Annotated in this window: 18 protein-coding genes and 1 tRNA gene; 12 read left to right on the top strand and 7 right to left on the bottom strand. The window is 65.2% G+C overall.

Annotated elements, in window-relative coordinates; translation table 11 throughout:
* Positions 1 to 3: 3 nt before the first annotated feature.
* Genes ACE3TU_RS05180 through rlmB form a run of 3 tightly spaced genes read left to right on the top strand, consistent with a single transcriptional unit; the run spans position 4 to position 2,840 of the window.
* A complete protein-coding gene (locus ACE3TU_RS05180; protein WP_374621104.1) occupies positions 4 to 669 on the top strand; it encodes a response regulator transcription factor in 666 nt (221 codons plus the stop codon).
* Positions 666 to 2,036 (top strand): sensor histidine kinase, encoded by a 1,371-nt coding sequence (locus ACE3TU_RS05175; RefSeq protein ID WP_374621101.1) that lies wholly within the window; start codon positions 666 to 668, stop codon positions 2,034 to 2,036. The genes ACE3TU_RS05180 and ACE3TU_RS05175 overlap by 4 nt, the downstream gene beginning before the upstream one ends.
* A gap of 39 nt (positions 2,037 to 2,075) precedes the next feature.
* Positions 2,076 to 2,840: a 23S rRNA (guanosine(2251)-2'-O)-methyltransferase RlmB gene (rlmB, locus tag ACE3TU_RS05170; RefSeq protein WP_374621098.1), complete on the top strand. Its 765-nt coding sequence runs from the start codon at positions 2,076 to 2,078 to the stop codon at positions 2,838 to 2,840.
* A 40-nt stretch (positions 2,841 to 2,880) separates the two neighbouring features.
* On the opposite strand, the gene ACE3TU_RS05165 is transcribed toward rlmB, so the two are convergent.
* A complete protein-coding gene (locus ACE3TU_RS05165; protein WP_374621095.1) occupies positions 2,881 to 4,113 on the bottom strand; it encodes a hypothetical protein in 1,233 nt (410 codons plus the stop codon).
* A gap of 161 nt (positions 4,114 to 4,274) precedes the next feature.
* Between ACE3TU_RS05165 and ACE3TU_RS05160 the strand changes: the two genes are divergently transcribed.
* Positions 4,275 to 4,350 (top strand) — tRNA-Thr (locus tag ACE3TU_RS05160).
* 167 nt (positions 4,351 to 4,517) lie between these two features.
* Here the strand turns inward: ACE3TU_RS05160 and ACE3TU_RS05155 are convergent.
* From ACE3TU_RS05155 to ACE3TU_RS05140, 4 genes are all read right to left on the bottom strand, one after another.
* Positions 4,518 to 5,720, bottom strand: a complete 1,203-nt coding sequence (locus ACE3TU_RS05155) for a mandelate racemase/muconate lactonizing enzyme family protein (RefSeq protein ID WP_374621092.1) — start codon at positions 5,718 to 5,720, stop codon at positions 4,518 to 4,520.
* Between the two features lie 22 nt (positions 5,721 to 5,742).
* Positions 5,743 to 6,918 carry an enolase C-terminal domain-like protein gene (locus ACE3TU_RS05150; protein WP_374621089.1) on the bottom strand — a complete coding sequence of 392 codons (1,176 nt, stop codon included), beginning with the start codon at positions 6,916 to 6,918 and terminating at the stop codon, positions 5,743 to 5,745.
* A 93-nt stretch (positions 6,919 to 7,011) separates the two neighbouring features.
* Entirely contained in the window at positions 7,012 to 8,160 is a 1,149-nt protein-coding gene (locus tag ACE3TU_RS05145; RefSeq protein WP_374621086.1) for a mandelate racemase/muconate lactonizing enzyme family protein, read from the bottom strand.
* Positions 8,161 to 8,211: 51 nt separating this feature from the next.
* The gene (locus tag ACE3TU_RS05140) at positions 8,212 to 8,922 is read right to left on the bottom strand and encodes a GntR family transcriptional regulator (protein WP_374621083.1); all 711 of its coding nucleotides are present in this window, start codon (positions 8,920 to 8,922) and stop codon (positions 8,212 to 8,214) included.
* Between the two features lie 183 nt (positions 8,923 to 9,105).
* Between ACE3TU_RS05140 and ACE3TU_RS05135 the strand changes: the two genes are divergently transcribed.
* The 8 genes from ACE3TU_RS05135 to ACE3TU_RS05100 all read left to right on the top strand — a co-directional run bounded on the left by ACE3TU_RS05135 (position 9,106) and on the right by ACE3TU_RS05100 (position 18,234).
* Entirely contained in the window at positions 9,106 to 10,581 is a 1,476-nt protein-coding gene (locus ACE3TU_RS05135; protein WP_374621080.1) for a sugar ABC transporter substrate-binding protein, read from the top strand.
* 141 nt (positions 10,582 to 10,722) lie between these two features.
* On the top strand, positions 10,723 to 11,610 hold the full coding sequence (locus tag ACE3TU_RS05130; RefSeq protein ID WP_374621133.1) for a carbohydrate ABC transporter permease: 888 nt from the start codon (positions 10,723 to 10,725) through the stop codon (positions 11,608 to 11,610).
* Between the two features lie 14 nt (positions 11,611 to 11,624).
* Positions 11,625 to 12,503 carry a carbohydrate ABC transporter permease gene (locus ACE3TU_RS05125; RefSeq protein WP_374621077.1) on the top strand — a complete coding sequence of 293 codons (879 nt, stop codon included), beginning with the start codon at positions 11,625 to 11,627 and terminating at the stop codon, positions 12,501 to 12,503.
* Positions 12,504 to 12,542: 39 nt separating this feature from the next.
* Positions 12,543 to 13,640: an ABC transporter ATP-binding protein gene (locus tag ACE3TU_RS05120; RefSeq protein WP_374621074.1), complete on the top strand. Its 1,098-nt coding sequence runs from the start codon at positions 12,543 to 12,545 to the stop codon at positions 13,638 to 13,640.
* 70 nt (positions 13,641 to 13,710) lie between these two features.
* On the top strand, positions 13,711 to 15,066 hold the full coding sequence (locus ACE3TU_RS05115) for a mandelate racemase/muconate lactonizing enzyme family protein (RefSeq protein ID WP_374621071.1): 1,356 nt from the start codon (positions 13,711 to 13,713) through the stop codon (positions 15,064 to 15,066).
* Positions 15,067 to 15,073: 7 nt separating this feature from the next.
* Entirely contained in the window at positions 15,074 to 16,285 is a 1,212-nt protein-coding gene (manD, locus tag ACE3TU_RS05110; protein WP_374621068.1) for a D-mannonate dehydratase ManD, read from the top strand.
* 10 nt (positions 16,286 to 16,295) lie between these two features.
* Positions 16,296 to 17,456, top strand: coding sequence for a mandelate racemase/muconate lactonizing enzyme family protein (locus ACE3TU_RS05105; RefSeq protein WP_374621065.1), 1,161 nt, complete (start codon positions 16,296 to 16,298; stop codon positions 17,454 to 17,456).
* 28 nt (positions 17,457 to 17,484) lie between these two features.
* Entirely contained in the window at positions 17,485 to 18,234 is a 750-nt protein-coding gene (locus ACE3TU_RS05100; protein ID WP_374621062.1) for a ribonuclease activity regulator RraA, read from the top strand.
* A gap of 21 nt (positions 18,235 to 18,255) precedes the next feature.
* Here the strand turns inward: ACE3TU_RS05100 and ACE3TU_RS05095 are convergent, their stop codons facing one another.
* Positions 18,256 to 18,750: a peptide deformylase gene (locus ACE3TU_RS05095; RefSeq protein ID WP_374621059.1), complete on the bottom strand. Its 495-nt coding sequence runs from the start codon at positions 18,748 to 18,750 to the stop codon at positions 18,256 to 18,258.
* A gap of 2 nt (positions 18,751 to 18,752) precedes the next feature.
* Positions 18,753 to 19,283 (bottom strand): penicillin-binding transpeptidase domain-containing protein (locus ACE3TU_RS05090; RefSeq protein WP_374621056.1); only part of this gene is annotated, 531 nt, incomplete at its 5' end.

Here is a 19,283-nt window from a genome sequence, read left to right as displayed (position 1 = left end):
CCGATGCGGATACTGGTGCTCGAGGACGACGGGGGGATTGCGGCCACCATCCGCACAGCCCTCGAACAGGCGGGCCTGCTCGTCGAGATCGAGTCAGACGGCGAGGAAGGCTGGTTCCGCGGCGACACCGAACCGTTCGATGCTGTCGTACTGGACCTGGGACTGCCGGGGCTTGACGGTCTCACGGTGCTCAAGCGCTGGCGCAAGGCCGGGCGGGCCGTGCCAGTTCTCATTCTGACTGCCCGTGGCAACTGGGACGAACGCGTCGAGGGAATCGATTCCGGGGCGGACGACTACCTGACCAAGCCCTTCCGGGTCGAGGAACTGGTGGCGCGGGTTCGCGCCTTGCTGCGTCGCGCCGCTGGACACCCGGCCCCGGTGATCGACATCGGCGACATCAGCCTCGACACCCGGCAGATGCGGGTGGCGCGGGGCGGCCTGCCGGTGCAACTGAGCCCGCAGGAGTTCCGGCTGGTCAGCTACCTGATGCACCACCGCGGACGCGTGGTGAGCCAGCCGGAGCTCACCGAGCATCTCTACTTCCAGGACTTCGAGCTCGACTCGAACGCGATCGAGGTGCTCGTGCGCCGGGTGAGACAGAAGCTTGGAAGCGATGCCATCTCCACCCGCCGCGGTTTCGGCTACACCATGGGCGGAGAGACGGCTTGAGGGCCCCTTCCCTGCGGCTGCGGCTGCTGGTGCTCTCTACGTTGTCGATCATCGTCGTCCTTGCCGTAGCGGGGCTTTCGATGGCCACGATCTTCGCCAACCATGTGCAGCGCAGCTTTGAGAGCGGGCTCGATGCGCAGCTGGAACGACTGATCGCCCTGGTTGACCCCGATCCGCCGACACCGGCTCTGGCTCAGCCAATGCCCGACGCCCGCTATGAGACGCCGGCGGGCGGCATTTACTGGCAGGTCAGCGATCCGGCGGGCGGTGCGGCCATTCGGTCGCGCTCCCTGTGGGACACCGTTCTCGAAGCACCGACGGAACTGCCGGCCGGCGGGGCCGTGCAGCGTTCGCAGGTCAGCGGTCCGAACGGCGATCCCGCCCTGATGCTGGCGCGCTCACTCGTCTTCGATCTCGCCGACCCTTCTGCGACCCGCACGCTCCACGTCATGGTGGCGGAGGACCTTGGGCCGATCGAGGCGACCAATGCCGCATTCAGGGCGGATCTGATCCGGGCGCTGGCCATCCTCGCAGCGGCACTCGTCGCCACCTCATGGATACAGATCACGCTCGGGCTGTCACCGCTCTCGCTGATCAAGCGCGGGATTGGCCTCGTGCGTTCCGGTGCGACGCGAAGACTGGAGGGGGAGTTTCCGGCGGAGGTCATGCCGCTGGTCAGCGAGGTCAACGACCTCATCGAGGTTCAGCAGCGCACGATCGACTTTGCCCGCGACCGGGCGGCGGACCTTGCCCATGGGCTGAAGACGTCGCTCACCCTCCTCAACGGCGAGGCCTACGGCTTGAGACAGCTGGGCAACGACAAGGCCGCCGACACCATCGAGCAGCTGACTGCGGGAATGGCCGAGACCATCGACCACCAGTTGCGCCTCTCCCGCCTGCGCCACCGCTCGCGCTCCGACTTCCGCTCGAGCCCGCTGGCCGAGAACGTCGGCAAAGTGCTCGCGGCGGTCAAGGCCACCCCCGCCGGCCGGGCGCGCACCTGGTCGGTGGAGATTGCCGCCGACCTGACGGTGGCACTCGACACCATGGACCTCACGGAACTGCTCGGCGTGATCCTGGACAATGCCGCAAACTGGGCACGCTCCCGGGTCTGGGTAGCGGCGACCGGCACTGATCGCGAGATTGTCCTGCAGGTGAGCGATGACGGACCCGGCCTAGACGCGACCGACCTGGCCCAACTGGGGCAACGGGGGCGCCGCCTTGATGAAACGCGACCTGGAAGCGGCATCGGCCTCGCCATAGCCCGCGAGATCGTGCTGCTCAACGGCGGTCGGCTCGAGTTTAGCCGGGCGCCCGAGGGTGGGCTGGCCGTCAGGGTGGCTTTGCAGGCTGGCGGTCCAGCCTGACGCTTGCTGGAATGCGGCGAACCGGCTAGGGCAAGCACGATGAGCCGCAACAAGTTCCCGCCCAAGCCCAGATACGACCCCGATACCGGCCCGGTCTACCTGTATGGCCTGCACACGGTCCGTGCCGCACTGGACAATCCCCAGCGCGACAAGCGTAACCTCCTGGTTACGACCAATGCACTCGCGCGGCTGATGGAGTCGGGCGGTATTGGCCGGATGAGGCCGACCGAGACGACGCCAAAGGAACTGGATCGCCTACTCGGTGCCGACGCCGTGCACCAGGGCGTGGCGCTTGAGGTGGAGCCGGTCAGCCGCTTCGGGCTCGACGATGTTCGGCACCCGCGCCTTGTTGTCGTGCTCGATCAACTCACCGACCCGCACAATGTCGGCGCCATCCTTCGCACTGCCTGTGCCTTCGGAGCCGACGCGGTGGTGACGACGGCGCGCCACTCGCCGCGCGAAACCGGCGTGATGGCCAAGGCGGCTTCCGGTGCCCTGGACCTCGTACCCATGATCGAGGTGAGGAATCTCGGCGACGCCATCGAGAAGCTGAAGCTGCGTGGCCTGCGTGTGGTCGGCTTCGATTCGGAGGCGCCGGCTCCCCTTCGCCCGCGTGTCGACGATGTTCCCATGGCCGTCGTGCTGGGGGCAGAGGGCAAGGGCCTCAGGCAACGCACCCGTGAGCTATGCGACGAAATGGTGCGGCTCGACATGCCGGGCCCGATCAAGTCGCTAAACGTCTCCAACGCCGCCGCGATAGCGTTGTTCGCCGTCACGGCCGGTCGCCCGATCGACCAGATGTGAGGTGGCCGGCCGGGCGAGACCCTGGCCGGCCACTTAGCTCTTACGGCAGCACGCAGCGGACCAGCGCCGAGCCGTTGACGCTGATCGCGTCGGGGCCCGCCTGCACAATCTCAATGGTGCTCTCTCCCGATTTCAGCGAGGCCTTTCCGTCTACGGCCGGGGCTGCATCGACCAGGGCGATGTCGCCCCCCTGGCGTACGCTGAGCCTGGTGATCACGACAAATCCGGCGCTGCCGGCCTGATCAACCGCGCCGCACGATGCCGCATCGGCGGCCCACACCCCGAGATAGCCAACGTCGTCCAGCTTGGATTTCGCGGCGAGGAGTGTATCCGGCTTCAGGCCGCTGGACGGGAGCGTATTCGGAACGACGTCCGCGGCGGCCACCGCCGCTTCGGCATCCGCCGCACCCTTTGCCTCGGCTCCATTGGCCGGCGCCTCGGACGCTTCGGCGGCTGCGATTGCTGCCTCGGCGTCCGCCGCTCCACGGCTTTCGGCCGACTCGACGGCCGGCGCCTCAGGGGCCGGGGCAGGAGCGGAATTTGCCGCTTCCATTGCGGCCTCCGCATCGGCCTTGCCGCGCTCGGCGGCGGGATCGGCAACGGCAGGCGCCGCCTCGTCAGCCCTGAGATCGGCGGCCAGTGCAGCGGCAATGGCGGCTTCGGCGTCGGCCTTGCCTCGGTCCGCCGCCTCCGCGGCCTTCTTTTCTTCCTCGGCCTTCGCCGCCGCTGCCGCCGCCTCTGCAGCCTTCTTTTCTTCCTCGGCCTTAGCCGCTGCCGCCGCTGCCTCCGCGGCCTTCTTTTCTTCCTCGGCCTTCGCCGCTGCCGCGGCCGCCTCTGCGGCCTTCTTTTCTTCCTCGGCCTTTGCTGCTGCTGCGGCCTCCGCGGCCTTCTTTTCTTCCTCGGCCTTCGCCGCCGCTGCGGCCGCCTCTGCGGCCTTCTTTTCTTCCTCGGCCTTTGCTGCTGCCGCGGCGGCCTCAGCCGCCTTCTTTTCTTCCTCGGCCTTCGCCGCTGCCGCGGCGGCCTCGGCCGCCTTCTTTTCTTCCTCAGCCTTCGCTGCTGCCGCGGCGGCCTCGGCGGCCTTCTTGTCGGCCTCGGCCTTTTCCGCCGCAGCCTTCTCTTCCGCGGCCTTCTGCTCGGCCGCCGCCTTCTCGGCTTCCGCCGTCTGGGCAGCCGGCGCGTTGGCGGCCGGTGGCGGCGCACTGTTGTTGCAGGCCGCAACGGCAAGACTCAGGGCCAGGGCCAGCGGCAGGCCGATGGATGTTGAGAGTTTCATTGGCGGTTCCTCTTGTGCAGCGGGGCTGGAGCGGATGCTCCCATGTCAACGGCTGATACTGGCTCCGGGTCGGCGGCGCAACCTCACCGGCATCGGCCACGTCGCAGACCGGCTACGGCCTCCTTGCACCCCGACTTCCCCGATGCTAGCTAGCCCGTGCTGCCGGTATAGCTCAGTTGGTAGAGCAACTGATTTGTAATCAGTGGGTCGCGGGTTCAAATCCTGCTGCCGGCACCAGCATCTCCCAAAGTACGGCCTATGGGGCCGGGTGCCCCCAGGGGGCACCATGTGATTTGCAGTCGGCTCGCGTTCGGCACACGGCCAAGGTCTGCGCCTTGGGGACGTGACCGGCGACAGCACAGGCGGTCCTGTGCCGTCATCGCGGTCGGGCCTTACCCGGCGCCTCAGTCGAAGAAACCCGCGTCCTCGTCCCTGAGGTAGCGCTTTGCGGCTTTCGCATCGATGTCGAGACCGAGGCCCGGGCCCGGAAGCAGGTCGACATGACTGTCGTTGACGATCTGGCCGGCCGGCAATCCGGTGACGATCTCGTTCCAGAACGGATCGGAGGCCGACGGGTACTCGAAGGCGATGTAGTTTGCCGGCAGCGTCGCGCAGACGTTGATCAGCGCGCCAAGACCGAGAAGCCCGTTGGCGGTGCCGTGCGGCGCCATCATGATCGAGTGCATGTAGGCGTGCTCGGCCACCCACTTGAGTTCGGCGATACCGCCGATATCGGCGGGGTCCGGACCGACGACGCGCACGGCCTGGGTCTCGATCAGCTCCTTGAAGTTGTGCCGCAGGTAGATCTGTTCGCCGGTGTGGATCGGCGTCCGCGTCGAGACCGTCAGTTCGCGGTAGGCCTGCGGGTTGACCCACGGCACATAGTCGCCGGTCAGCATGTCCTCGAGCCACATGATGTTGTACGGCTCGACCGCCTGCGCGAACTTGATGGCGTCGTTGAGGAACCAGCCGGGTCCGCAGTCGAGGGCGAGGCTCACCTTGTCCCCCAGCGCCTCCTTCATGGCGATGACGCAGTCTAGCATGTAGTTGAAGCCATGCTCGGATATCTGCCCCTGGTCCATGGCGCCATGGTAGCCGGCCTTCTTCGATACCGGGCCATAGTGGAAATCGGGGTAGCTGTCCTTCTGACTGGAATGGAAGCTGATCCCCTGCTTGACCATGAAGAACTTCTGCGGCTGCTCCGCCATCCACTTGACGTCGGCCGCGAAGTCCTCCGGTCGGTCGCCCTTGCGGGCCCGGCGCACCGATCCATTGTAGACGCGCACCTTGTCACGCACCTTGCCGCCCAGCAGCTTGTAGGCGGGCACCCCGGCGGCCTTGCCGGCAATGTCCCACAGGGCGTGCTCGATGACCGAAACGGCGGCGCCATACGGCTTGAAGCTGCCGCGCTGCCGGATCTTCATCATGCATCGCTCGACATCGGTCGGGTCCTCGCCGATCAGCGCGTCGCGGAAATGCAGCACGAAGGGCTTGAGGTAGGATTTGGTCCACTCCACCTCACCAAGGCCATAGATGCCCTCGTCGGTCGTGATGCGGATGATCGGATGCTTGCCGATGACGGCGCAGCGGAGGTCGGTGATCTTCATGGTCTCTTCCCGGTGCTATCGGTTACCAGTTGGCAATCCGGCCGTCGGCGAGGATCGACTCGGTGGCCGGGATGACTTCCTGCTCGAAGGGGTATCTGGCGGCTGCAACTTCGTCGATCTCGATGCCGAGGCCAGGCGCCTCGGGGATGACCCAGGCATGATCCTTCAGCTGCAAGGGGTAGGCTCCACAGATCTCCTCGAACCACGGAACGATGCCGACTGCCTCCTCCTGGATGACGAAGTTGGTCGTCGCGGCGTCGAACTGCAGCGCCACCGCGCCCGCCACCGGCCCCATCGGGTTATGGGGGCAAACGCCCATGTGCGCGGCCTCGGCGATGGCGGCAATCTTGCGCCCGCCGGTGAAGCCCATGCAGTGAGCCAGGTCCGGCTGGATATAGGCGACGGCCCGCGTCTCCGCGACCTCGGCGAACTCACGCGGCGTGAACAGGCGCTCGCCGGTGGCCAGCGGGCAGCCAACCCGCCGCGCGATATCGGCCATGGCCGGGGTATCGCCGGGCTGGATCACTTCCTCGCAGAAGAGCGGCCTGATCGGTGCGATGGCGTTGATGTAGGCGATCGCCGCGTCGAGCGAATCCGGTCGCCCGTGGAAATCCGTCATGATGTCGACGCCGTCGCCCACCCGCTCGCGCACGGCGCTGGCGAGTTTCTCGGTGTGCTGCACCGCCTTGAGCGGAGCATCGTACCCGGTGTAGGGCACGAAACCCAGCTTGATGGCATTGTAGCCCATCTCGACGGTTTCCTGAACGGCGTCGCAGAAGGCGCTGATGTCACTGCCCGATACCCGCGCCGAGGCCGATCCGCGCCTGAGGTGAGTGTAGACCCGGACGCTGTCGCGCACCCTGCCGCCGAGCAGTTGCCATACCGGCACGCCCAGAGCCTTCCCCTTGATATCCCACAGGGCGTGTTCGATCCCGGAGACCGCCGTCAGTCCGATCGACCCCAGCGGCCAGAAGCTGAAGCGCGTCATGGTGTTGACCAGGTGCTCGATGCGCATCGGGTCCTGGCCGACGAGGAACGGAGCAAGGTCGTCGATGGCGCCGGTGACGGCACGGGTCTTCCACTCGAGCGTCGCCTCGCCCCAGCCCCACAGGCCCGGCTGGTCCGTCAGCACCTTGACGAAGATCCAGTTGCGGTGGACGGCGTTGACGATGACGGTCTTGATGCCGGTGATCTTCACATGTTCCTCCCAGGAGCGATGCCGGTTCGGGCCCGCCGCTTTTCGTGGTTGAGGCGCAGCGGGCCCTGGCAGCCCCCTGCGCCGGATTGGGCGCTAGAGCAGCTCGACCTCATTGGCCGCGAGGTAGTCGCGGTTCATCTCGATCCCGAGACCGGGCACCCGCGGCAGCTTCAGCGCGCCGTTCGAGTTGTCCAGGCGCGTGTGCATCAGCTCGTTGTAGCCGCTGAGATCCCAGCGTGACGTCTCGAGCTTGTAGAAGTTCGGAACCGTCATCATTACGTGGGCACCCGCCAGGACGTTGATCGGCCCGCCTGCGTCGTGCGGCGAAATCGGCACATAGTAGGCCTCGGCCAGCGCGGAGATCTTCTTGAGCTCGGAGATGCCGCCCGTCCAGGTGACGTCCGGCATGATGTAGTCGGCCAGGCCGTTCTCGAGGATCGGCACGAAATCCCACTTCGTGTGCCCGCGCTCCCCCCACGAGATCGCCGCACTGACCTTCTCTCGCACCTGCTTCAGGGCCTTCACGCTTTCAGGCGGGCACGGCTCCTCGAACCAATCGATGTTCCCCGCCTCCTCGAGCGAGCGGCAGAGGCGGATGGCGGTCGGCACGTCGAAGCGGCCATGGGCGTCGATCAGGATCTCGACCTCCGGCCCGGCCGTCTCGCGGATCAGTGCCGTCAGTTCGGCGGCCTTGCGCTCGTCCGGGCGCGTCATCTTGCCGTCGAGATAGCCATCACGCTGCTCGCGGCTGCCCTGGTAGGGGAACGGGTCGAACTTGAGTGCGGTGTGACCCGACTTCACGATGTCCTGAATTTCGGCGACAACGCCTTCCTTGCTGGTGAACTTGCTCTGGTCGGGGTGGGTATAGAGCGCGATCTCGCTGCGCACCGCGCCGCCCAGCAGTTCGTAGACCGGCAGCCCGAGCGCCTTGCCGCGGATGTCCCAGAGCGCAATATCGATGGCGCTGACGCACTCGCAGGCCGCCCCTCGACTGCCCATGTAGGTGAAGCTGCGGAACAGCTTGTGCCAGAGCCGCTCGATCTGGCTGGCATCCTCTCCGGCGATCATGCCGCCGATCTGCCTCAGGGCCGAGCAGAGGGCCCGGTTGGCGAGCTTGGTGGTGGAGGTGATCTCCCCCCAGCCGGAAATACCCTCATCGGTCGTCACCTCGACGAACAGATACTCGCCCCAGTACGAGCTGCTTGCCCGCACGAGCCATGGCCTCACCCCGGTGATCTTCATTCCAGTCCCCTGCTCCGCTTGGTTGTTGACGCCCTGATGTCCGGCTCGGCGCTAGCCTGCATTGGCCGCCTTCAGTGCGCGCATCTGCTCGAGAATGTGCCGACCGGACCCCTCGACATGCCGGGCGATCACCTCGGCCGCCTTGTCGGCGTCCTGTGCCTTGACGTGGGCGATCAGCTCGCGGTGCTCCCGCATGACCGCGGCGCGGCGCGCCAGGGTGAAGTTGAAGCGCCGGCTGACGGCACGCAGGACCTCGCGGTGCTTCCACCAGAGTTCCGCTGCATGTCGATTGTAGTGGCGGCGGTACATGACGGTGTGGAAAGCAGTGTCCAGTTCGCTGTGGCGAAACGGGTCGGCGAAGTCGTTTTCCTCGATCAGTCCCTGGATGCGCTCGAGTTCGACGATATCCTCGAGCGTCGCCATGCCGACGAACCAGCGCGTCAGCGCCGGCTCGATCAGGACGCCGATCTCGTAGATGTCCCGCACGAAATCCTGGTCAATGGGGCGCACCCTGGCGCCACGGTTTGGCGCCATGATCACGAACCCCTCGCCGCGCAGCAGCTGCAGCGCCTCGCGAACCGGATTGGTGGAGGTGCCATGTTGCAGCGCGAGGTCGGCGACGATGAGGCGCTCATTGGCCCGCAGCCGCCCCTCGATGATGTCCTCGCGGATCAGTTCGTAGACTGAAGCTCCCTCGCTCGAGGCATCGATCGGGTCGATTCCCGGCGGCGGCTTGGCCTTGAATTCTCCCGTATCCGCCACACCGAACTCCCATCGTCGTGCACGACTTGTAGCGGATAGTGTACGATCCTTTCAAGTTGACACGCAATCTGCATTCTGAGACGGTACCGGGCGAGCGGGGTATTAACGAAACAACAACGCCCCATGTTCGCTAGGCGCAGGGGCCCGCACTCTGGGCCCGGGAGAGGATCTGGAGGGATTCGTATGATAACGTTGAAGCTCGGCCGTGCGATAGCGCGCGGCGCAGTTGTGTCTGCCATGTCGGTGTCGCTCCTGACATCGTCGGTGTTCGCCCAGAGCGTCGACCTGAGCAAGTGGTCGCCGGAATATGTGCGCTCCATCGCCGGGACGGAGGAGTTCGACACCGTCGGGCACTGCAACTCGATCGTGCCGACCGACTACACCGGCCGTCTGACCTTCTGGTACCAGGGCATCTTCGAGGGCGACCCCGAAGTGATGCGCCAGAACTACCGCGACTTCTTCGCGGCGTTCCGGGCCACCTACCCGAACATCCAGCTCGAAGAGCAGGGCATCACCTACAACGAACTGCTGGACAAGTTCCGCACGGCCCTTCTGGGCAATGCCGCTCCGATGGCGATCCGCCTGCAGATCCTCGGCGGCACTGAGTTCGCCGCCAAGGGGTATCTGGAGCCGTTGAAGCCCGAGGACGTTGGCTACTCCACCAACGACTTCTGGCCCGGCGCCATGAAGGCGGTGACCTGGGATGGCGTGACCTACGGCATTCCGACCAACAACGAAACCATGGCGCTGATCTGGAACGCCGACATCTTCAAGCAGGCCGGGCTCGATCCAGACAGCCCGCCCGCGACCTGGGACGATGTCGTCGCCTACTCCAAGCAGATCCACGACAAGCTCGGGATTTCCGGCTACGGTCTGGTTGCCAAGCAGAACGCCGGCAACACCCCGTATCGCTTCATGCCCCAGCTGTGGGGCTTCGGCGGCGGCGTGTTCGACGAGGCCGACGCGGCGCCGACCTACCAGGAAGTTCGCCTGAACAGCGAAGCAAGCAAGCGCGCTCTGCAGGCCTCCTACGACATGTATGTGCGTGACAAGTCCGTGCCGGTCTCGGCTCTGACCAACACGCAGGCCGACAACCAGGCGCCGTTCATCTCCGGCCAGCTGGCCATGGTGATCTCGCATCCGTCCGAGTATGCCCGCATGCTCGAGCTCGCCGCGGCGGCAACGGGTGCGGACAAGGAAGTCGCCGACAAGGTCGTCGAGAACATGCGCTACGGCCTGATCCCGACCGGTCCGGACGGCAAGCGCGCGGTCGTGTTCGGCGGCTCCAACATCCACATCCTGAAGTCTGAATATGTCGAAGGCGGCAAGGTCGACGAGCAGGCCGCCAAGGCGCTGATCTGCATGTGGACCAGCCCCGAATGGTCGCTCAAGCTGGCTTGGGCCGGCTCGAATCCGGGCAACCTCGGCGGCTTCAAGACCAAGTGGATGAAGGAACGTCTCGATACGATCAAGTTCCTCGATGTCACGACCTCGATGCTGCCCTACGGCATCCCGTTCCCTGCCCTGCCGCAGGCTCCCGAGATCATGAACATCATCATCCCGGACATGATGCAGAATGCCTTGACCGGCGCGATGACGGTTGACCAGGCGGCCGAAGACGCGGCCCAGAAGGTCAAGGACCTGATGGGCGGCCTCTAGCCCACTCAAGCCTCCTGCCGGCAGTGCCCCTTGGCACTGCCGGCACTACTCAATTGGGGAGCGGGAATAGTGAATACGGTGACCGGCCAGACCAGGCCAACCCGCGTGGCCGAGCCGGTGCGGCGGAGCATACTTCACTCCATGTGGACGCACCGGGCCGACTATGGCTACGTGCTCCCCGCCATCGTGGTGATGCTCATCGTCATCGCCTATCCGGTCTACTACACGATCGATCTGTCGTTCTTCCAGACCCCGCCCGGGTTGCAGTTGCGCGACAAGAAGTTCATCGGCATCGAGAACTACAGGGCGATCCTCGCGAGCGCCGTGTTCTGGAAGGTGACCGGCAACACCGTCATCTGGACGATCTCCTCGACGGTTATCGCCTTCCTGCTGGGCCTGGCCTGTGCGCTGGCCCTGCACAGGGAGTTTATCGGCCGCGGCGTGCTGCGCGCCATCCTGCTGATCCCGTGGGTGGTCAGCGCCGTTGCGGCATCCTATGTCTGGAAGTGGCTGTACCACTCCGACTTCGGTGTGATCGGTGCTGCCATGGTGAGCTTCGGTCTTGCCGAGCGCCCGCCCAATTTCATCGACAACATCAATACCGTGCTGCCCGCGCTGATCGTGGTCAACATCTGGCGCGAGTTCTCCTTTGCCATGATCATGCTCATGGCCGGGCTGCAGACCGTGCCGGATCAGTTGCTGCGCGCCGCGCAAGTGGATGGGGCAAGCGCCTGGCAGCGTTTCTGGCACGTCACCTTTCCGCATCTGCGCGGCGTGTCGACGGTGACCATCCTGCTGCTCGCGGTGGCCAACTTCAATTCGTTCATCATCCCCTGGATCATGACCGGTGGCGGGCCGTCGAATGCCTCGCACATCTGGATCACCCACATCTATGAATTTGCCTTCGGACGGCAGCGGTGGGGCGTGGCGTCAGCCTACTCCGTACTGCTGTTCATCATCCTGATGACGCTTGGATACTTCTATGTCCGGGCGCTGAGCAGAGGCGATGAGAGCAGGCAAGGCGGTTGAGTCCGATGAGCACAATGTCCCACGGCGCAACCGAGCGCACGCGACGCCGCAAGCCCATCGACGGCTGGCGATGGGCCGGTCGCATCTTCCTGGCGGTGATGCTGGTCTACACGGTCGTCCCGATGGCCTGGATGCTGATCACGTCGTTGAAGACCGGCTTTGCGGCGATGATGTATCCGCCGCAATGGTGGCCGACCGAGCCGACGCTCGACAACTACATCCGCCTCCTCGACCCGAAGGACACGATCGGGCAGGATTTCCTGCACTATTTCTGGAACAGCATGTGGGTGTCGATCACCACAACCATCCTCGCGGTTGTCGTGGCGGTCCCGGCGGCCTACGCCTTCTCGCGGTTCCGTTTTCCCGGACGCAACTTCCTGTTCTTTGCCGTGCTGCTGCGAAACATGTTCCCGGCGGTGATCTTCCTCGTGCCGCTGTTCATCCTGATGCGCTGGCTGGGCCTCGTGAACACGCACGGGTCGCTCATCCTGACCTACCTGACCTTCGGGCTGCCGCTCGCCATCTGGCTGCTGAAGGGCTTTTACGACAACATCCCGATCCAGCTCGAGCAGGCGGCGCGCATCGACGGTGCGACCCGGTTCCAGGCGTTCCTGCTGGTGGTGATGCCGCTGTCGACGCCCGGCATCATCGCCACCGCGATCTACAGCTTCATCGGCGCTTGGAACGAGTTCATCTACGCCGCAACGTTCCTCAACAAGAACGAGCAGATGACCCTGCCCGTCGGCATCCAGCGCTTCTTCTCGGAGAACACCACGGACTGGCCCGGGCTGATGGCGGCAAGCTTCATGATGAGCGTACCGGTCGTCGTGCTGTTTCTCGTCCTGCAACGCTATTTCGTGCGAGCCCTCACCGAGGGCGCGGTCAAACACTAGTACCGCGCCCGTCGCGGATCGCAGCCAGAGAGGTAATGAATGGCTCGGGTAGTCCTCAAGGACGTGGTCAAGACCTACGGCAGCGTGTACGCCGTGAACCGCGTGTCGCTGACGGTCGAGGATGGGGAGTTCGTGGCGCTTGTCGGCCCGTCGGGGTGCGGCAAGACGACGACGCTCAATCTGGTTGCCGGTCTGATCCCCATGACCAGCGGCGAAGTCTTCATCGGTGACCGTGACGTCACCGATCTCGACCCGAAGGACCGGGACATCGCGATGGTGTTCCAGAACTACGCGCTCTATCCCAACAAGTCGGTCTACAACAATCTCGCCTTCCCCCTGCAGATGCGCAAGCTGGCCAAGGACGAGATCGACCGGAAGGTGCGGGCCGCCGCCAAGACCCTCGACATCACCCACCTGCTCGAGCGCCGGCCACGCGAGCTGTCCGGCGGTCAGCAGCAGCGCGTCGCGCTCGGGCGGGCCCTCGTCCGCGATCCGCGCGCCTTCCTTATGGATGAGCCCCTCTCCAACCTCGATGCGAAGCTTCGCGTACAGATGCGCACCGAGATCAAGCGCTTCCACCAGGACCTGAAGGCCACCATCGTCTATGTCACGCATGACCAGCTCGAGGCGGTCACCATGGCAGACAAGATGGCCGTGATGAACGGCGGATTCCTGCAGCAATACGACACGCCGGCAAACGTCTTCGCCAAACCGGTGAACATGTTCGTGGCGAGCTTCGTGGGCAGCCCGGCGATGAGCCTGATCCCCGTTGAGGCTGTCTCCCGTGGCGACGCCATGGTACTCACCAGCCCGGAGGGCTGGGAGCTGCCGCTGTCGCCCCTCAATGCGGCCAAGGCGCGAAAATCCACCAGCAGCAAGATCGTGCTGGGAGCCCGTCACTCCACCGTGAGGCTGCATCACAGCCCGACGGCAGGCGCCATCCCGGCCAAGGTCTATACCGTCGAGCCAACCGGCGACATCACGTTCGTGCAGGTGTTCATCGATGGGGCGGTGGTCAATATCAGCGTTGCACCAAACGTCGTGGTTCGCCCCGATGAGACCGTCCATGTCGAGTTCGACCAGGACCGCATCCACTTGTTCGACGCCGAGACGACCAATGCCCTGACGGCCGACTGACAGGCACGGCCCCTGAAAACAGGCGTCGGTCGGTAGTCGATCGGAGCCCACTCCCCCGGATCCTTCCAAGATGTCCAGCACTGCTGCCGATGGCGCCCTCGATCGCGTCAACACCTTCTCCCGCCCCTCCGAGTTGCGCATCACCGACATGCGCGTCGCCGAGATCACCGGCGCCCCATTCCGCTCGGCACTTCTCAAGATCTACACGAACCAGGGGATCGTCGGGCTTGGCGAGGTGCGCGACGGGGCCAGCGCGACCTATGCGCTGATGCTCAAGAGCAGGCTTCTCGGCGAGAATCCGTGCAACATCGACAAGCTGTTCCGGCGCATCAAGCAGTTCGGCGGCCACGGACGGCAGGGCGGCGGCGTCTCGGCAGTCGAGATCGCACTGTGGGATCTCGCCGGAAAGGCCTACGGCGTTCCGATCTACCAGATGCTGGGTGGCAAGTTCCGTGACAGGGTGCGCTGCTACGCCGACACCGATGCGGAGAAGCCAAGCGGCATCGAGACGGGCAAGCGCCTGAAGGAACGGATGGAGCTCGGCTTCACCTTCCTCAAGATGGACCTGGGCCTGATGCAGATTGCCGACGTGCCGGGTGCCGTGGTCGCGCCTGCCGGCTCGCTCGATCCATTCCGCCATCATGCGGGCGGCATGCGACCGAAGACGCTGGAGGAGCGCCGCCACCGCAATGCCGTCTATGACGCGCAGAACGTCATGCATCCATTCACCGGCCTCCACTTCAGCGACAAGGGCCTCGACCTGCTCGAGCAGTACATCGCGGAGGTGCGCGAAGTCATCGGACCGGAAGTCCCGCTGGCCATCGACCATGTCGGGCATATCTCGCTGCAGGACGGCATCAGGCTCGCTCGACGGATCGAGAAGTACACCCCGGCCTGGCTCGAAGACGTCGTCCCCTGGCAGTATGCCGATCAGTACCGGCAGTTGCAGCAGTCGACTTCGGTGCCGATCTGCACCGGCGAGGACATCTACCTCAAGGAAGGCTTCGAGCCGCTGCTCAAGTCGGGCATCTCGGTGATCCACCCGGACCTGCTGACCACCGGCGGCATCCTCGAGACCAAGAAGATCGGCGATGCCGCGCAGGACCATGGCGTGGCCATGGCCATTCACATGGCCGAAAGCCCGATTGCCGCGATCGCGGCGGCCCATGTCGCCACGGCCACCGAGAACTTCATGGCGCTCGAATACCACTCGGTCGAGGTGGACTGGTGGGACGATATCCAGGTCGGTCTACCCAAGCCGATCGTCAAGGACGGCTTCATCACCCTCACCGACAAGCCGGGTCTGGGCATCGATGACCTCGACGACGACGTGCTGATGCAGCATCTGCAGCCGGGCGTTGCCGGCATCTGGCAGCCGACCGATCAGTGGGACGACGACCACTCCTGGGATCGCACCTGGAGTTGAGGGCAGCATGAAGATCAAGGACATCAAGGTCATCGTCTGTTCACCCGGACGAAACTTCGTCACCGTCAAGGTGATCACCGACGAGGGGCTGTACGGGGTCGGAGACGGCACCGTGAACGGACGCGAGCTGGCCGTCGCCTCCTACCTCGAGGACCACGTGGCCCCCTGCCTCATCGGCATGGACCCGCTGCGGACCGAGGACATCTGGCAGTACCTCTACAAGGGCGCCTACTGGCGCCGCGGGCCGATCACCATGGCGGCGATCGGCGCCATCGACATGGCGCTCTGGGACATCAAGGCCAAGGCGGCCAACATGCCGCTGTACCAGTTGCTGGGCGGCCGCAGCCGCGACAAGGTGATGGTCTACAAGCACGTCGGCGGCCTCGATATCTCCGAGGTGGCCGAGGGCGTCGTCGCCCTGCGCGAGCAGGGCCTCGATGCCATCCGGGCGCAGGTCGCCATTCCCGGGCTGCCGCCGATCTACGGCACCGGTCCCTCCACCGACGAGGATGCGCGCGCGACGCGGCGTATCGTTCCGCATGAGGAGGTCTGGGCGACCCACAAGTACCTGCCGCTGGTCCCCAGGCTGTTCGAAAAGGTCCGCGACGCCGTCGGCTGGGACGTGCACCTCCTGCACGACGTCCATCACCGGCTGACCCCGATCGAAGCGGCGCGGCTGGGCAAGGACCTCGAGCCCTACCGCCTCTTCTGGCTCGAGGATGCCATCCCGGCGGAGCTGCAGGAAGGTTTCCGCATCATCCGTCAGCATACGACGCAGCCACTCGCCGTGGGCGAGGTGTTCAACTCGATCTACGACACCCACACGCTGATTACCGAGCAACTCATCGACTATGCGCGCGTCACCTCCGTGCACGCCGGGGGCGTCACCGGGCTGATGAAGATCTTCGGGCTCGCCGCGATCTACCATGTCCGCTCCGCCTGTCACGGGCCCCAGGACGTCTCCCCGATCGCCATGGGCTGCAACATCCATGTCGACGTTGCCATTCCCAATTTCGGCATCCAGGAATTCTCCGGCTACACCGAACCGATGCACGACGTGTTCAAGTGTGCCTGGAGCTACGAGCGCGGCTACCTGCAGCCCGGTGAGCTTCCAGGGCACGGTGTCGACATCGATGAGTCCCTTGCGGCGAAGTTCCCCTACCAGCAGGCCTACCTGCCGGTAGCGCGCCTGGAAGACGGCTCGATGACCAGCTGGTGAGGAAGTGAGCATGAAGATCACCGCCATCAAGCCGTACCCGGTCTGGGTCGGGCACCGCAATCAGCTGATTGTGAAGGTCGAGACCGACCAGGGGGTCTCTGGCTGGGGCGAAAGCGGGCTGTCGGGACGGGAGAAGGCTGTCGTCGGCGCGCTGGAGCACTTCGCGCAGTTCCTCATCGGCAAGAACCCCTTCGAGATCGGCCGCATCTGGCAGGAGCTCTACCGCTCACAGTACTTCGAGGGCGGGCGCGTGCTCCTGGCGGCACAATCGGCCCTGGACATCGCGCTGCACGACATCAAGGGAAAGGCCCTTGGCGTCCCGGTCCATGAGCTGCTTGGCGGCAAGCACCGCGAGTTCATCCCGACCTTCGCCTCGACCGGGTCAATCACGGACGATGGTGTGGAGACCCTGGACGCTGCCAAGTCGCTCCTGGCTCGGGGCTGGACCAACGTCCGCTTCTTTCCTGCATGGAACGACGCGACCGGCATCTTCGAGCCGCGCGAGTCCATTGGCCGGACAGCCAGGTTCCTGACGAAGGCGCGCGAAGTGCTCGGCGACGACGTCGTGCTCGGCATCGACTATCACCATCGCCTGTCGGTCGCCGAAGCGGCGAGCTTCTGCCAGAAGATGCCCTCCGGCACGCTCGATTTCCTCGAGGAGCCGATCCGCGACGAGGCGCCGGAGGCCTACGAGTCGCTGCGCACCATGACCGATGTGCCATTCGCCATCGGCGAGGAATTCGCCTCCAAATGGCAGTTCCTGCCGTTCATCGAGCGGGGCATTCACCAGTTCAACCGGCTCGACCTGTGCAACGTCGGGGGTTTCACCGAGGCGATGAAAGTCGCCGGCTGGAGCGAGGCCCACTATGTCGATCTCATGCCGCACAATCCGCTCGGGCCGATCTGCACCGCGGCGACGATCCACTTTTCGGCGGCGGTACCGAATTTCTTCGCGCTCGAGTGTCGCGCCAACGCCACCGACCTCTACGCCGGCACGCCGACCGCCGATCTCTTCCCGGTCATGCCGCAACTGGACGGCGCAATATATCGGGTGCCCGACGGGCCGGGACTCGGTATCGAGGTCAACGAAGCCCTGCTCACTGCCGATTCCTTCAAGTACTGGGAAGCACCCCACTTGAGGCGGCGCGACGGTTCGGTCACCAACTGGTGACCGCTCGACAAATCCCGGAGGAATGCGAATGCCCACCCTGCCCCAGATCCCCAAGATCCAGCGCCCACCCAAGGAAATCATCGATGCGCTAAAGGACATCGGTACCGCCACCGTTGCCGGCTCGCTCGGCCATTCAGGCTTCCGCAATCCCCACATGCTCGGTCCGGTGACGCAACGACGCGGCAAGTCGATCGTCGGCCCGGCGTTGACCCTGCAGTTCCTGCCCCAACGACCCGACCTGTTCAGCGAGGGCGAGTATTCCGATCCCGAGACCCAGCTGCACAGGCATGTGCTCTACCAGGTCGAGGAAGGTGACGTGGTGGTGGTCGATGCCCGTGGCGACATGAGCTCGGGCGTGTTCGGCGACATGATGTCGACCTACTTCAAGGGCCGGGGCGGCGCCGGCATCGTCATCGACGGGGTGATGCGCGACCGGCCCAACGTGGAGAAGCTCGACCTCGCCCTGTGGTTGCGCGGCTGGACGCCGAACTACCACGTGCAGGTCTCGATCTACCCCAACGCCGTCAACGTCCCCATCGCCTGCGGCGGCGTGACGGTCATCCCCGGCGACATCATCATGGCTGACGACGACGGCGTCATCGTGCTGCCGGTGTCGATGGCGGAAAAGGTGATCGAGGACTCCCAGAAGCACGCCGAGTGGGAAGTCTTTTCGCGCGAGAAGCTGATGCAGGGCGCGGACCTGCGCCGATACTATCCGCTGCACAAGGATGCCGAGCCGGAATACGAAGAGTGGAAGAAGCTCCACGGCAAGAAGTGAGCCTGCGGCGGGCGGCGTGGTTCAGTCCTCCGTCGCCCGCTTCCGCCACTTCTTGAGCAGCATGTCCCGCTTGAGGCGGGACAATCGCTCGATGAAGAACACGCCGTTGACCTGATCGATCTCATGCTGGGCGATGCGCGCCGGCAGGCCAGACAGCGCCAGTACGGAGCGCACGCCCGACGCGTCGTCGAACACGACCTCCACCTCGGTCGACCGAACGATCTCCACCTGCACTCCCGGCATGGCGACCGATCCCTCCGGGCCCGCCGCGGCGTGTGGCCCGAGTTTGACGATCTCCGGGTTGTAGAGGGTGCGATAGTCCCTCTTGCGTGGGTCCGGATCGACGCTGATCACCACCACCGGCGCCACGACCCCGATATGTACGGCCGCCAGGCCGTAGGCCTCAGCGGCGGACGCCGCCTCGAGCAGCCGGGTACCGATGGCGACGAGGTTGAGATCGACCTGCCTCGGCTCGGCCCGCCGACCGAGCCGGGCATCCGGATAGCGCACCAGCACGGCTAGAACAGCCCGCCGCGACCCTGGTTCAGATCGGTGCTCGGGTCCTGCCCCGCCTCGATGTTCATGAAAGCGTTGGAATCGACGCCGATCACCGAAGTAATGAGGTTCGGGCCGGTGCCCGGCTTGAACGCTTCGTAGATCGCCGTCTCGCCACCATTCGCCTTCACACCCGTCGCCGGGTCGATCCACACCTGTGCCATGCCGTTCGGCATGTTGAACGGAGTCGGCGGCTTGCCCTTCAGGGCGTTCTCCATGAAGGAGGTGAAGATCGGCACCGCCATTTCGCCGCCGGTGGCCTGCTTGCCCATGTTCTTGGGGGTGTCGAACCCGACATAGACGCCCACTGCCAGTTCGGGCGTGAAACCGATGAACCAGGCATCCTTGTAGTCGTTTGAGGTGCCGGTCTTGCCGGCAACCGGTCGGCCCAGCTTGCGGGCGTACGTCCCGGTGCCGCGCTGCACGACGCCCTCCATCATGGAGGTGATCTGGTAAGCGGTCATCGGGTCGAGCACCTGCTCGCGATTGTCGAT

The sequence above is a fragment of the Devosia sp. genome (assembly GCF_041917035.1).
Classification (GTDB): domain Bacteria; phylum Pseudomonadota; class Alphaproteobacteria; order Rhizobiales; family Devosiaceae; genus Devosia_A.
Note: the sequence above shows the minus strand (reverse complement) of the source record. Positions and strands in the feature narration are given on the sequence as shown.

Excerpts from the sequence above, each read along its gene's own strand:
- ACE3TU_RS05180 (WP_374621104.1), top strand. The coding sequence starts at position 4 with ATGCGGATACTGGTGCTCGAGGACGACGGGGGGATTGCGGCCACCATC.
- rlmB (WP_374621098.1), top strand. The coding sequence starts at position 2,076 with ATGAGCCGCAACAAGTTCCCGCCCAAGCCCAGATACGACCCCGATACC.
- ACE3TU_RS05165 (WP_374621095.1), bottom strand. The coding sequence starts at position 4,113 with ATGAAACTCTCAACATCCATCGGCCTGCCGCTGGCCCTGGCCCTGAGT.
- ACE3TU_RS05155 (WP_374621092.1), bottom strand. The coding sequence starts at position 5,720 with ATGAAGATCACCGACCTCCGCTGCGCCGTCATCGGCAAGCATCCGATC.
- ACE3TU_RS05145 (WP_374621086.1), bottom strand. The coding sequence starts at position 8,160 with ATGAAGATCACCGGGGTGAGGCCATGGCTCGTGCGGGCAAGCAGCTCG.
- ACE3TU_RS05135 (WP_374621080.1), top strand. The coding sequence starts at position 9,106 with ATGATAACGTTGAAGCTCGGCCGTGCGATAGCGCGCGGCGCAGTTGTG.
- ACE3TU_RS05130 (WP_374621133.1), top strand. The coding sequence starts at position 10,723 with ATGTGGACGCACCGGGCCGACTATGGCTACGTGCTCCCCGCCATCGTG.
- ACE3TU_RS05125 (WP_374621077.1), top strand. The coding sequence starts at position 11,625 with ATGTCCCACGGCGCAACCGAGCGCACGCGACGCCGCAAGCCCATCGAC.
- ACE3TU_RS05120 (WP_374621074.1), top strand. The coding sequence starts at position 12,543 with ATGGCTCGGGTAGTCCTCAAGGACGTGGTCAAGACCTACGGCAGCGTG.
- ACE3TU_RS05115 (WP_374621071.1), top strand. The coding sequence starts at position 13,711 with ATGTCCAGCACTGCTGCCGATGGCGCCCTCGATCGCGTCAACACCTTC.
- manD (WP_374621068.1), top strand. The coding sequence starts at position 15,074 with ATGAAGATCAAGGACATCAAGGTCATCGTCTGTTCACCCGGACGAAAC.
- ACE3TU_RS05105 (WP_374621065.1), top strand. The coding sequence starts at position 16,296 with ATGAAGATCACCGCCATCAAGCCGTACCCGGTCTGGGTCGGGCACCGC.
- ACE3TU_RS05100 (WP_374621062.1), top strand. The coding sequence starts at position 17,485 with ATGCCCACCCTGCCCCAGATCCCCAAGATCCAGCGCCCACCCAAGGAA.